Raw genomic sequence first — 12,998 nt, forward strand, 5'->3', positions numbered from 1 at the left:
GTCGATCAGAGCGACTTGCCGACCAGGCCGGACAGGTCCACGAGGCGGTTGGAGTAGCCCCATTCGTTGTCGTACCAGGAGACGGCCTTGACCTGATTGCCGATGACCTTGGTCAGGCCCGCGTCAAACAGCGACGAGTGCGGATCGGTGACGATGTCGCTGGAGACGATCGGTGCGTCGTAGTACTTGAGAATGCCCTTGAGCGGCCCGTCGGCAGCGGCCTTCATGGCGGCATTGATCTCGTCGGCGGTCGCGGACTTCTCCAGGATCGCGGTCAGGTCGGTCACCGAGCCGGTCGGGATCGGCACGCGCAGTGCGTAACCGTCGAGCTTGCCCTTCAGTTCCGGCAGCACCAGGCCGATGGCCTTGGCCGCACCGGTCGAGGTGGGCACGACGTTGATCGCGGCGGCGCGCGCACGACGCAGATCCTTGTGCGGACCGTCCTGCAGGTTCTGATCCTGGGTGTAGGCGTGCACGGTGGTCATCAGACCCGAGACGATGCCGAACTCGTCGTTGAGGACCTTGGCGAACGGCCCGAGGCAGTTCGTGGTGCACGACGCGTTGGAGATGATGTTCTGGCTGCCGTCGTACTTGTCGTCGTTGACGCCCATGACGATGGTGATGTCCTCGCCGCTGGCGGGGGCGGAGATGATGACCTTCTTGGCACCGGCATCGATGTGGCCCTTGGCCTTCTCCGCCGCGGTGAAGATACCGGTCGACTCGACGACGACGTCGACACCGAGGTCTCCCCACGGGAGGGCGGCCGGGCCTTCCTTGACCTCGAGCGCCTTGATGCGCTGGTCGCCGACAACGATGAAGTCGCCGTCGAGCGAGACGTCCTGCGGCAGGCGTCCCAGGATGGAATCGAACTTCAGCAGGTGAGCGAGAGTCGCATTGTCAGTGAGGTCGTTGACCGCGACGATCTCGATATCGGTGGTGCCCAAAGCCTTTTGCGCCTCTACGGCACGGAAGAAGTTGCGGCCGATGCGGCCGAATCCGTTGACGCCTACCCGAACAGTCACTTGATCGCTCCTTAGCGTTGGTCTCGGCGAGGACGAGGCGCCCGCGCCGCTCCGGTGGGCCGGTCCGCTCCTGGCAGACCGACGTCACCATCAGCCTAGTGGGACGCCCAATCGATGGCAGCCCGACGGGTCGATTAACGCGGCCCGGCCCCCGGTGGGGTGATCGCCCGGGTCCTCCCGTCGCCTCACTCGTCGTCGAGGAGTTCCGAGGTGACCGCGGACTCGGTGTCCGGGAGGCCTTCGGCATGTGCCTTCTTGTCCGCCGTCGACAACAACCGCCGAATCCGGCCGGCGACCGCGTCCTTGGTCATCGGCGGGTCGGCGAGCTGGCCCAGTTCCTCCAGCGACGCCTGTCGGTGTGTGATCCGCAGATGCCCGGCCGCGGCGAGATGGTCGGGCACCTCGTCGCCGAGGATCTCCAGGGCCCGTTCCACCCGGGCGGCCGCGGCCACCGCGGCCCGCGCCGAACGACGCAGGTTCGCGTCGTCGAAGTTGGCGAGCCGGTTGGCCGTCGCGCGTACCTCACGGCGCATCCGTCGCTCTTCCCAGATCAGCCGGGTGTCGTGGGCACCCATCCGGGTGAGCAGCGCCCCGATGGCCTCGCCGTCGCGGATCACCACGCGGTCGGCCCCACGGACCTCCCGGGCCTTGGCCGACACCCCGAGACGTCGGGCTGCACCGACGAGCGCCAGCGCCGACTCCGGTCCGGGGCAACTCACCTCCAGCGCCGAGGAACGTCCCGGCTCGGTCAGTGAGCCGTGCGCCAAAAACGCTCCGCGCCAGGCGGCCTCGGCATCGGCGACGCTGCCGCCGACCACCTGGGCGGGTAGCCCGCGAACCGGCCGGCCGCGCAGGTCGAGCAGTCCCGTCTGCCGGGCCAGACCTTCGCCGTCGTTGGTGACCCGCACGATGTAGCGGGCGGTCTTGCGCAGACCGCCACCCCGCAGGACGTGCACCTCGGAGGTGTGTCCGTACAGATCGTGGATCTCGCGACGGAGTCGCCGGGCGACGTTGCCCATGTCGACCTCGGCCTCGACGACCACGCGACCACCGACGATGTGCAGTCCTCCCGCGAATCGCAGTAATGCCGACACCTCGGCCTTGCGCGGGTTCACCTGCGTCACGGTGAGCCGACTCAACTCGTCCTTCACCGCAGCAGTCATCGCCACCGGTCCCTGGCCTCCTGTCATCGACTCACACCCACACCGGCCGTACTCACGACCGCCCCCCGTATTGTCGCCCGCCCCCGCATTCTCGTCCGCACAGCCTATCGGCTGAGTTCACGTAAGCACAGTTGCTTCACCAGGGCAGCGACTTTGACCGGGTCATGGACGTGACGTCCCGGCACGGCGAGATCACCGACGTCCACGGTCGCGCCGAACTGTGCCGCCGCACGTTCGAGGTGTTCCCGCTCCCGGCCGGCCGGCACCGAGGCCTCGTCGACGACGACGTGATCGATCCGCAGCGTATCGGCATGTGCATGCAACACGTGCAGGTGGCGCTCCACCGAGAACCCGGGCGTCTCCCCCGGCTCGGGCGCCAGATTGACGAACAGGATCTTGCGGGAGTTGCTGCGCCGCAACGCATCCAATTGATCGGGAACCAGCACGTGCGGGATCACGCTGGAAAACCAGGACCCCGGGCCGAGTACCACCAGATCGGCCTCGTCGATCGCGGCCAGCGCCGGTTCACACGCCGGCGGATCGTTGGGTATCAGCCGCACCCGACGCACCTTGCCCGGTGTGGTGGCCACCGCGACCTGCCCACGGATCACTCGCGAGATCCGCGGATCCGATTCCAATCCCGAGACATCCGCCTCGATCTCGAGCGGCACCGCCGACATCGGCAGGACCCGGCCGCCCACGTCGAACACCCGCATCATCTCATCGAGCGCGGTCACCGGGTCGCCGAGAACCTCGGTCAGCCCGGCCAGCAACAGGTTGCCCACCGGGTGACCCGCCAGCGCGCCGTAACCACCGAACCGATGCTGCAGCGCCTCCGCCCACAATTCGTGCCGGCGCCGACCCTCACCACGATCACCGTCCGACGACATCTCCTCGAGTGCCGCGGGGGCGCACATCAGTGCCGCGATCGCCATCCGCAGATCCCCCGGCGGGATCACTCCCAACTCGCCACGCAGCCGCCCCGATGAGCCGCCGTCATCGGCGACGGTGACCACCGCGGTGATATCGGGACTGAGGTAGCGCATCGCCGTCAACGTCGCGTACAGGCCGTGCCCGCCGCCGAGCGCGGCGATCTTCATCGACGTCATTCGCGTCCCAGATCCCGATGCATCACCCGGACGTCGTAGCGGGCCGCGCCGCCGTCGTCGGCCAACGCCCGGAGATGGCGGGCCAACTCCTCGGCAATGGCCACGCTGCGGTGCTTGCCACCCGTGCACCCGATACCGATTGTCATGTACCGCTTACCTTCTCGCAGATAGCCCTTGCCCACCACACCGATCAACTCGGTGTAGAGGTCGACGAATCGTCCGGCTTCCTCCTGACCGAGGACGTAGTCGCGGACCGGCTCGTCGCGGCCGTTGAGTTCACGGAGTTCGGCGACCCAGTACGGGTTGGGCAGGAACCTGACGTCGGCGACCAGGTCGGAGTCGATCGGCAGCCCGTACTTGAAACCGAAGGACTGCACCGCCACGCTCAACCTCGAATTGGCGTCGTGCGGATACGAGTCCTCCACCACCTCACGCAGTTTCGCCACGGTCAGCGAGGAGGTCTCGACGACGAGGTCGGCGGTGTCCTTGAGCGGCGCCAGGATCACCCGCTCCCGCGCGATACCCTCGATCAGGGTTTCACTGCCCTGCAGCGGATGGCGGCGACGAACCTGTTCGAACCGGCGGACCAACACCTGATCGGAGGCGTCGAGGAACAGCACCCGCGTCTGCGTGCCCGATTCCTCGAGTTCGGAACGCAGCGAACGAACCTCGTCGCCGAGCGATGAATCGGTGGCGCGCAGCACCATCGCCAGACGCAGGATGGGCGGGTCGCTGTCACGCACGACGTCGACCATCGTCGAGATCAGCGCGGGCGGCACGTTGTCGGCGACGTACCAGCCGTCGTCCTCGAGCACATTGGCCACCGTCGAGCGCCCCGCGCCCGACATGCCGGCCACGAACAACACCACCAGAGAGTCGACGTCGTCGTTGCTCATGGATACTCCGCTCACTCGCTGGTGGTCTGCGGGCGCTGGGCCCGCCTGATCATTGCCGGTCGTCATCGGGTGCTGCTCGCTTCCGGGGTGCCGTGTTCGACGCTGTGGTTCGGACCGGGCTGTTCGGGAGCTCCGGAGGCGACACCGACCGAGGCCGGATCGGCCGTCACGTCGGTGGACGCGGGCTCCGACGCGGTGGTGTCGGCGGCCAGCGCGTCGTGCACCACGGTCGCGGTGGTCACCCCGATCCCGGGGACCTGCGCGATGTCGTCGACCGTTGCCTCGCGCAGGCGCGCCACCGAGCCGAAGTGGGTGACCAACGCGTTGCGCCGGGTACGGCCGAGACCGGGCACGCCGTCGAGGACCGACTCGGTCATCCGTCTGCTGCGCTTGCTGCGATGGAAGGTGATCGCGAACCGGTGCGCCTCGTCACGGACCCGTTGTAGCAGGAAGAGCGCTTCGCTCGACCGTGGCAGGATCACCGGTTCGTCGTCGCCGGGAACCCAGATCTCCTCGAGTCTCTTGGCCAGACCGATGACCGCGACGTCGGTGACGCCGAGTTCGTCGAGGACCGCTGCGGCGGCATGCACCTGCGGCGCGCCACCGTCGACGACGAAAAGGTTGGGCGGATAGGCGAAACGCCTGGGCTTGTGGGTATCCGGGTCGATCACCTGCGACGCGACACCCTGCTCCTGATCGGCTCGATGCCGCAGGAAACGACGCCGGGTGACCTCGGCGATGGAGGCCACGTCGTCGGAGTGGCCTTCCCCGGCCGCCTCGCGGATGGAGTAGTGGCGGTAGTCCGACTTGCGGGGCAGTCCGTCCTCGAACACCACCAGCGACGCGACCACGTCGGTCCCCTGCACGTGGCTGATGTCCACGCATTCGATGCGCAGCGGCGCCTGATCGAGGCCGAGGCCCTCCTGGAGTTCGGTCAACGCCGCCGAACGTGTGGTGAGATCACCCGCGCGACGTAATTTGTGCTGCGCCAGGGCCTCTGACGCGTTGCGTTCGACCGTCTCGAACAGGGCTTTCTTGTCACCGCGCTGCGGCACCCGCAGGCTGACCCTGCTGCCACGCAGGTCGGAGAGGAACTCGGTGAGTTCGTCGACCTCGGCGGGCACGGCGGGGACCAGCACTTCACGCGGCACCGACTCCCCGCGGGCACGGTCGGAACCGACGGATACCGTCGCGTCGAGATCGACCTGCGCACCATAGAACTGGGTGAGGAACTGCCCGACCTGCTCGCCGAGCGAATCGTCGTCGGATTTCTCCACCACCCATCCCCGTTCACCGCGGACACGTCCGTCTCGCACGTGGAAGATCTGCACCGACACCTCGAGGTCGTCGCCGACCATGGCGATGATGTCGGCATCGGTGCCGTCACCGAGGACCACCGCCTGCTTCTCCATCGCCCGCCGCATGGCACCGAGGTCATCCCGCAGGCGGGCCGCGCGTTCGAAGTCGAGTTCTGTTGCCGCCGCGGTCATCTCGCGCTCCAGACGCTTCATCATCTGGTCGGTACGGCCGGCGAGGAAGTCACAGAAATCGTCGACGATCTCGCGGTGTTCGGCAGCGGAGACCCGCCCGATACAAGGCGCAGCACACTTGTCGATATAGCCGAGCAGGCACGGGCGATCGATCTGTCGGTGACGTTTGAACACCCCGTTCGAGCATGTCCGCGCGGGGAAGACCCGCGTGAGAAGGTCGACGGTCTCCCGGATGGCCCAGGCATGTGAGTACGGCCCGAAATAGCGCACGCCGCGTCGCCGGGGACCGCGGTAGACGAACAGCCGCGGATACTCCTCGTTGAGGGTGACCGCGAGCATCGGATAACTCTTGTCGTCGCGGTAACGGACGTTGAAGCGCGGATCGAACTCCTTGATCCAGTTGTACTCGAGCTGGAGCGCCTCGACCTCGGTGCCGACGACGGTCCACTCCACCGACGCAGCCGTCGTCACCATCTGCCGGGTGCGTGGATGCAGCGACACGATGTCGGCAAAGTAGGAGGTCAGCCGTGACCGCAGATTCTTGGCCTTACCGACGTAGATGACCCGCCCGTGGGTATCGCGGAACTTGTAGACGCCGGGATCGGTGGGAATCGTCCCGGGCGCGGGACGGTAGGTACTCGGGTCGGCCACTCCTCCAGGCTAGTCGTCCGTCCCGACAGGCGAGGCGCTCACTCGTCGCACGGGCCCCGACAGCCGGGTCGCGGCCTGCCCATCCCCCGGTCGAGCAGCCCGTCCGCCGGCCGAGCGTCTTCATGCCCATCGATCGCGCACCCTTGATTCCTTGACTGAGACCCCTCATCCCGCCGGCCGAGACCCATCCATAGTTCGCCGGCCGAGACCCGTCATTCGTTGCTCGAGCCCCCAGATTGTTGGTCGAGCCCATAATTCGTTGGTCGAGCCGCTATCCCGTCGGTCGAGCCCGCATCCCGCCGGTCGAACACCTTCATCCCGCAGGTCGAGCCCCTCATCCCGCAGGTCGAACACCTCTATCCCGCCGGTCGAGCCGGTGAGGAGCGCTAGCGACGAACCGTGTCGAGACCCGGTGACACAAGGCTGGAAATAGCCAGCACCCCAACCACATTCACGCATCCACACCCTGTGGATAGAAAATACTTACGAGTCTTGATGCGGGTGACTATAATAGAACACATACGCCACAACGGCCTTCTCGGGGGAGGTGACATCAGCATGACAGACACCACCGACAGTCCCATGTCACGACCACTGCAGCTGATGCACAGATCAACGCGATGCTCGACGAGCTGGCGAAGACTCCGATGACCGCATGCTCCGACCTCGAGGTCGTCGAGGCGGCGAAACTGTCCGAACAGATCGCCACCCGCACCCACTTCCAGGGCGACCGCGCGATCCTGGAAATCTCGGATCGTGGTGTGCACCGCAAAGTCGGCAAAGTCAGCCTGTCGAACTTCCTGAACTACGATCTGCGGATCGCGCAACCCACCATGCGCATCGCCCATATGAAGGCCACCGCCCGATTCCACGGTTTGACCGGACAACCCGAGGAACCGAAATTCCCGACGCTGGCCAAAGCGTATGAGAAGGGTCTGATCGGTCACACCCACCTGTCGGCAGCGTTGGAAGCCCTGGACAACATCCCGAGCGCCGTACCCCATGACAAGAAGGTCGCCGCCGAAGCCACCTTGGGTGAGAAAGCCACCGAACACATCCCCGCCGACATCACCAAGATGGGTGCCCGAATTCTGGCGCACCTCGACCCCGACGGGCAGTTGGTGGAGGAGAAGGAACGCCAACAGCGTCGCAACCTGTGGATCAACCAGTCCCGTGTCGATGGGATGGCGAAACTCAACGGGCACCTCCCCCCGGTCACCCGAGCCCTGTGGGACACCATGCTGGACGCCTGGGCCAAGCCCGGGATGAACAACTTGCACGATCCGGAATCGCCGACCGGCGCGATCGGTGACGCCGACCCCGACATCCTCGCGGCGGCGGTCAAGCGTGACGATCGTTCCCAAGCCCAACGCAACCACGATGCCATGCACGTGTTGTTGGTGTCGGCGATGAAAGAAGGAGTCCTCAGCAAAACGCATCGGGGTTTGCCGGTCGCGTTGATCATCAAAACCTTCCTGCAAGATCTGCTCGCCGGCGCCGGGTATGCCACCACCGCGTCTGGATCCACCATTCCCATCCCGGATTTGCTGAGTGCGCTGGGTGACATCAAAGACCCCAACGATCTGCAGCAGTTCCTGGCGGTGTTCTCCGACGCCATCGACCTCCCCCTGTATCTCGGGCGGTCCCGCCGCCTGGCATCCACCGAGCAGCGGATCGCGTCGTTCTCCCGCACCGGCGGTGAGGTGTGCTCCTTCCCCGGCTGCGGACAACCCGCCTCCCACTCGGAAATGCATCACGCCAAAGAGGACTGGGCCAACGGCGGGAAAACCGACATCACCGATCTGGCGCCGGCGTGCGGGCCGCACAACCGGATGGTCGGCCCCAACCCTGGGCAGTACACCACCGGCATCTACGAAGACGGCCCCCTCGCCGGTCGGTGCTGGTGGCAACTCAACGCCGCACCCGGCATGCCGGAGAACCCGAAGATCGTCAACGACCATCCCGACATCACCGCCCTCTACGAGCAGAAACTCGACCAGATCCGCGACCAGCTCCACCGCGACCACACCACCAGCGGCACTGATAGTGATACCGGCGCAACCGAACCCGACCTCGAAGCGGTCGATGCCGAAGCGGTCGATGCCGAAGCGGTCGATGCCGAAACTGCTGACATCGAAGCTGACGCCGCTGACGGTGACGTGAATGGTGAGGCCGAGTCGGTCGATTCCGACGCCACCGCCGGAGACCTCGACGACTCGGCAAGTTCGGACGCTGACAGCGAGTCCGACCACGAGGACGCGGCACCGACTGTCGGGGCCGAAACCTTGTCCGATCGCGGTCTTTCGAAGGATCATCCGGCTCCGACCGCCGACTCGACCACCGTCGACAGCATCGACATCGAAGACAGCATCGACCAGGACCACGAGTCCGGCGTCGCTGACCAACCCGAACCAGCCGTCGACGAATACGATTCAGGCGCAGCCCAATCCGATCCGGTCGAACCCAGGCCGCCCGATCAGCGGGACGGGCCCGACGCCGCAGGCGACAAGCACCCCGACAAACCTGGTGTCACCAACACCGGGGAGATCGACCTGGTCATCTTCGACGGAGACGGTGTCCCGATCACCGACGATCCCGACGACCCTGACACCGCTGCCGCGCTCGATCGTGCCTCGCGCACCCGGAGTCGTGTCCGCGACACGACCACCGAAAGTCAGGCACGCGAGCGCCGCATCCGTGATGGCGGCATCCGTACCAGCGACGCCGACCGCGAACGTGAGCTCGAGGAACTGGCCGCCATCGGCATGAACCCTCGCAACAGCCGCATCGAACGTGTCCTGGCAGCCCGGCTTCACTACCGGCTCGACACCTCCTGAACCAGCCCGCCCAGGCGGACCGGTGCTCCACGGGCGGCCGAAGCGTGCGCTCGATCAGCGGTGTGGTGTACCCGCAGCCGACCGAACCGCCACAAGCAGTTGCGAACGATTGTCCTCGGGCCCGTCGGCAGCCCGGCCATGCTCGCGCAGGATTCGGCGCGCTCCGTCGATCTCGCAGACCCATCCGGTGCGCTCAAAATTCTCGACGATTCCAGGGTCCGGGTGCCACATGGCACTCACGTCGGCGAACGGACCGCCGGGCGCATGTGCTGAGGGGCGGCGCAGTGTCGCACCCACGCGCGAACCCGGCACCGAGACGGCACTGATCGAGTCGATGACGGAGAACACCACGTCGTCGGTCAGGTAAACGAAGAGACCCTCGGCGAGCCAACAGATCCGGCGATCCGTGCGCAATCCGGCACTACACAGTTCTTCGGTCCATGACTCGGTGAGATCCGCCGCGACCACCTGCCGTACCGTCTTACGTGGTGGTCGGTACTGGTGTACCAGTTCATTCTTGACGTCGATCACCTGTGGTCGATCGAGTTCGAAGATGACGCATTCCGAACCCAGATCCAACCGGAACGCACGCGCGTCGAGTCCTGCACCCAGGATCACGAACTGAGTGATCCCGGCGGCGGCCGCCCGACGGCAGACATCGTCGAGAAACAGAGTGCGTCCGACGATGGACTGGTACATCGCGACGCGCTCGCCCGCCGTGTCATCGGCACCGTCGTCCCAGCGCGCCGCCTCCGTCTGCACCTCGTCGAACATGCTCGTGGCCAAGGGATCTGTGAAGAGTGCGTCCCTCCGCCGCGACTCGACCGCTCGGACGTAGGCTACGCCGAGTGCGGTCTGTCCGACGGCGTCGAGATCGGTCATCCTCGGCGGTAGCGCTGCTCGATCTGGCGATACCGTTCCATCGCGGCGACGGCGCGCTCGCCATCCCCCGCCTGGATCGCGAGGACGGGCACGTGCTCATCCGCAGGAAGCTCGAGTTGGCCACCAAAACCCTTGTCGGGATAGGTCAATCCACGAACCTGATCCCAGGTGAAGAGTCGCTCGGTGGCCAGATTGCGGACCGACACCCCGCTCCTGCCCACTCGCAGCCGAGGTCTGGTGAGCAACATGCACGCACCGGCGATCACGATGCCGATGGTGATCACGGCGGCCTGATCCGACCAGCCGATGTTATCGGGGCCGGTGTTGGAGATGGTCAGCAACAGCCCGAAGGTGATGTGGATGATCAGGACCACGACGGCGGCCGCGACCGCGATCACCGCGAGTCGACGCGAACGATAGTCCATGTCCCACTCCGCCTCAGCATCGGAGTCGCCGGTCATCTTGGTACGTCCAGGGTTTCGGGCCACATCACTCACGACGAGACGCCGGTACGCAACGAGCGCAGGGTCAGTGCCGACGCCAACGCCGCAGTGGTGGCCTGAGCTCCCTTGTCCTCCTTGGAATCCGGGAGTCCGGCCCTGTCGAGGGCCTGTTGTTCGGTGTTGGTGGTGAGCACACCGTTGCCGACCGGTGTCGACTCGTCCAACGAGACACGGGTCAGACCGGCGGTGACGGCGTCGCAGACGTAGTCGAAATGCGGTGTCTCACCCTTGATCACGACACCGAGGGCGACCACGGCGTCGTGGGTTCGGGCCAGTGCCTGCACGATCACGGGCAGTTCGATCGCCCCGGCGACGTGCACGATCGTGGGGTCGGTCACGCCATGCTGCTCGGCTGCACGAACAGCTCCGTCGAGCAGGGCGCGGCAGATCGTGTCATGCCACTGCGAGGAGACGATCGCCAGTCGTAGTGCGCCCGCATCGCCGAGGTCGAGCGTGGGTTCGCCGTGGCCGCTCACGCAAGATCCCCGTCCCCGGCCGCCGCCGGCGCGTCCCAGGTGTCCAGTCCGGTCAGATCGTGACCCATCCGGTCACGTTTGGTCTGCAGGTAACGCAGGTTCTCCTTGTTGGCGCGTACCGGCATCGGGACCCGCTCGACGATCTGCAGTCCGTAGCCGTCCAGGCCGACACGCTTGGCCGGATTATTGGTGAGCAGACGCATCGACGACACACCGAGATCGACAAGGATCTGAGCGCCGAGACCGTAGTCGCGGGAGTCGGCGGGCAGGCCGAGTTGCAGATTGGCGTCGACGGTGTCGGAGCCGGCGTCCTGCAGCTGATAGGCCTGGAGCTTGTGCAGCAGACCGATGCCACGACCCTCATGGCCGCGCATGTAGAGGACGATGCCGCGTCCCTCGTCGGCGACCATCTCCATTGCGGCGTCGAGTTGCGGACCGCAATCGCAGCGCAGTGAGCCGAACACGTCACCGGTGAGACACTCCGAGTGCACCCGCACCAGCACATCGCTGCCGGTGCCGTCCTCGCCGGCGATGTCGCCCTTGACGAGCGCGACGTGCTCGACGTCGTCGTGGATGCTGGTGTAGCCCACGGCCCGGAAGTCCCCGTGGCGGGTGGGGATTCGCGCATCGGCGACACGGACGACGTGCTTCTCGTGACGGCGACGCCAGGCGATGAGGTCGGCGATCGAGATCAGTGCGAGGTCATGTTCGTCGGCGAAGATCCGGAGCTCGTCGGTCTGGGCCATCGCGCCTTCGTCCTTCTGCGACACGATCTCGCAGATGACACCGGCGGGGGTGAGCCCGGCCAGTCGGGCCAGGTCGACCGCGGCTTCGGTGTGGCCGGGACGGCGCAGCACGCCGCCCTCCTTCGCACGCAAGGGCACGACGTGACCCGGCCGGGTGAAGTCCGCGGGCCCTGTCGTCGGGTCGGCGAGCAGGCGCATCGTGACCGAACGGTCGGCGGCGCTGATACCGGTACCGATGCCCTCCTTCGCGTCGACGGTGACGGTGTAGGCGGTGCCGTGCTTGTCCTGATTGATCGAGTACATCGGCGGCAGACCGAGCCGATCGCAGTCCTCACCGTCGAGCGGGACACACAGATACCCGGAGGTGTAGCGCACCATGAACGCCACCAACTCGGGAGTGGCCTTCTCCGCGGCGAAGATCAGGTCGCCCTCGTTCTCGCGGTCCTCGTCGTCGACCACGACGACCGCCTTGCCCGCGGCGATATCGGCGATCGCACGCTCGACGGTGTCGAGTTGGACTCTCTCGGTTGTGGTGTCACTCATCAGTTCGCCTCTGTCTTGCTCTGGTGTTCGGTCTTCGTGCTCTGGGCGCTCTGCAGTCGCTCAACGTATTTCGCGATGACATCGACTTCGAGGTTGACCACAGCGCCCACCGATGCGGTACCCAGATTCGTTTCCTGCAACGTCGTCGGGATCAGCGAAATTTCGAACCAGTCACCGGTGTCGTCGACGCCGACGGCGGACACGGTCAGCGACACCCCGTCGACGGTGATCGACCCCTTCTCGACGAGGTAGCGACTCAGATGCGGATCCATGCCGATCCGTACGACCGTCCAGTTCTCCGACGGGCTGATGGCCCGGATGGTGCCGGTGCCGTCCACATGTCCCTGGACGATGTGCCCACCGAATCGGCCGCCCGCGGGCATGGCGCGTTCCAGGTTGACGGGACTGCCGGGTTCGAGTCGGTCCAGCGAACTGCGGCGCAGGGTTTCGGCCATCACGTCGACGGTGAACTTCTCGTCGTCGTATTCGACCACCGTCAGACAGACACCGTTGACGGCGATGGAGTCGCCGAATCCCGCGTCGGAGGTGACCAGCGGGCCACGGATGGTGAGTCGGGCGGCGTCGGTGAGGTCGTCACGACCGACGAGTGAACCCAATTCTTCGACGATGCCGGTGAACACCTGCTCCTCCTGTCGACTCTCGCTCGGGAGCGGACAGGA

At 66.2% G+C, this 12,998-nt stretch carries 11 protein-coding genes; 1 reads left to right on the plus strand and 10 read right to left on the minus strand.

Features of this window, described 5'->3' with window-relative positions:
• Positions 1 to 5: 5 nt before the first annotated feature.
• From gap to uvrC, 5 genes are all read right to left on the minus strand, one after another.
• Positions 6 to 1,022, minus strand: a complete 1,017-nt coding sequence (gene gap, locus ABLE94_RS09850; protein WP_348803722.1) for a type I glyceraldehyde-3-phosphate dehydrogenase — start codon at positions 1,020 to 1,022, stop codon at positions 6 to 8.
• 185 nt (positions 1,023 to 1,207) lie between these two features.
• Complete coding sequence (gene whiA, locus ABLE94_RS09855) at positions 1,208 to 2,185, minus strand: DNA-binding protein WhiA (protein ID WP_348803934.1); 978 nt, start codon at positions 2,183 to 2,185, stop codon at positions 1,208 to 1,210.
• Between the two features lie 104 nt (positions 2,186 to 2,289).
• A complete protein-coding gene (locus ABLE94_RS09860) occupies positions 2,290 to 3,294 on the minus strand; it encodes a gluconeogenesis factor YvcK family protein (protein WP_348803721.1) in 1,005 nt (334 codons plus the stop codon).
• The gene (rapZ, locus tag ABLE94_RS09865) at positions 3,291 to 4,190 is read right to left on the minus strand and encodes an RNase adapter RapZ (protein WP_348803720.1); all 900 of its coding nucleotides are present in this window, start codon (positions 4,188 to 4,190) and stop codon (positions 3,291 to 3,293) included. Before rapZ ends, ABLE94_RS09860 begins: the two co-directional genes overlap by 4 nt.
• Positions 4,191 to 4,252: 62 nt before the next feature.
• The gene (gene uvrC, locus ABLE94_RS09870) at positions 4,253 to 6,331 is read right to left on the minus strand and encodes an excinuclease ABC subunit UvrC (protein ID WP_348803718.1); all 2,079 of its coding nucleotides are present in this window, start codon (positions 6,329 to 6,331) and stop codon (positions 4,253 to 4,255) included.
• A gap of 620 nt (positions 6,332 to 6,951) precedes the next feature.
• On the opposite strand from uvrC, the gene ABLE94_RS09875 reads away from it, so the two are divergent.
• Complete coding sequence (locus ABLE94_RS09875; RefSeq protein WP_348808667.1) at positions 6,952 to 9,168, plus strand: HNH endonuclease signature motif containing protein; 2,217 nt, start codon at positions 6,952 to 6,954, stop codon at positions 9,166 to 9,168.
• 54 nt (positions 9,169 to 9,222) lie between these two features.
• On the opposite strand, the gene ABLE94_RS09880 is transcribed toward ABLE94_RS09875, so the two are convergent.
• Genes ABLE94_RS09880 through ABLE94_RS09900 form a run of 5 tightly spaced genes read right to left on the minus strand, consistent with a single transcriptional unit; the run spans position 9,223 to position 12,959 of the window.
• Positions 9,223 to 10,050: an SAM-dependent methyltransferase gene (locus tag ABLE94_RS09880; RefSeq protein WP_348803714.1), complete on the minus strand. Its 828-nt coding sequence runs from the start codon at positions 10,048 to 10,050 to the stop codon at positions 9,223 to 9,225.
• A complete protein-coding gene (locus ABLE94_RS09885; protein WP_348803713.1) occupies positions 10,047 to 10,511 on the minus strand; it encodes a PH domain-containing protein in 465 nt (154 codons plus the stop codon). Before ABLE94_RS09885 ends, ABLE94_RS09880 begins: the two co-directional genes overlap by 4 nt.
• A gap of 32 nt (positions 10,512 to 10,543) precedes the next feature.
• The gene (ribH, locus tag ABLE94_RS09890) at positions 10,544 to 11,029 is read right to left on the minus strand and encodes a 6,7-dimethyl-8-ribityllumazine synthase (protein WP_348803712.1); all 486 of its coding nucleotides are present in this window, start codon (positions 11,027 to 11,029) and stop codon (positions 10,544 to 10,546) included.
• Positions 11,026 to 12,318 carry a bifunctional 3,4-dihydroxy-2-butanone-4-phosphate synthase/GTP cyclohydrolase II gene (locus ABLE94_RS09895; RefSeq protein WP_348803710.1) on the minus strand — a complete coding sequence of 431 codons (1,293 nt, stop codon included), beginning with the start codon at positions 12,316 to 12,318 and terminating at the stop codon, positions 11,026 to 11,028. Before ABLE94_RS09895 ends, ribH begins: the two co-directional genes overlap by 4 nt.
• Positions 12,318 to 12,959 carry a riboflavin synthase gene (locus tag ABLE94_RS09900; RefSeq protein WP_348803709.1) on the minus strand — a complete coding sequence of 214 codons (642 nt, stop codon included), beginning with the start codon at positions 12,957 to 12,959 and terminating at the stop codon, positions 12,318 to 12,320. The genes ABLE94_RS09895 and ABLE94_RS09900 overlap by 1 nt, the downstream gene beginning before the upstream one ends.
• Positions 12,960 to 12,998: the final 39 nt, after the last annotated feature.

Origin of the sequence: Gordonia sp. VNK1 (assembly GCF_040049135.1) — a bacterium.
Lineage (GTDB): Bacteria > Actinomycetota > Actinomycetes > Mycobacteriales > Mycobacteriaceae > Gordonia > Gordonia oleivorans.

Bases quoted from the DNA above. Each gene is read 5' to 3' on its own strand.
- whiA (WP_348803934.1), bottom strand. From the start codon at position 2,185: ATGACTGCTGCGGTGAAGGACGAGTTGAGTCGGCTCACCGTGACGCAG.
- ABLE94_RS09860 (WP_348803721.1), bottom strand. From the start codon at position 3,294: ATGACGTCGATGAAGATCGCCGCGCTCGGCGGCGGGCACGGCCTGTAC.
- rapZ (WP_348803720.1), bottom strand. From the start codon at position 4,190: ATGAGCAACGACGACGTCGACTCTCTGGTGGTGTTGTTCGTGGCCGGC.
- ABLE94_RS09875 (WP_348808667.1), top strand. From the start codon at position 6,952: ATGCTCGACGAGCTGGCGAAGACTCCGATGACCGCATGCTCCGACCTC.
- ABLE94_RS09880 (WP_348803714.1), bottom strand. From the start codon at position 10,050: ATGACCGATCTCGACGCCGTCGGACAGACCGCACTCGGCGTAGCCTAC.
- ABLE94_RS09885 (WP_348803713.1), bottom strand. From the start codon at position 10,511: ATGACCGGCGACTCCGATGCTGAGGCGGAGTGGGACATGGACTATCGT.
- ABLE94_RS09895 (WP_348803710.1), bottom strand. From the start codon at position 12,318: ATGAGTGACACCACAACCGAGAGAGTCCAACTCGACACCGTCGAGCGT.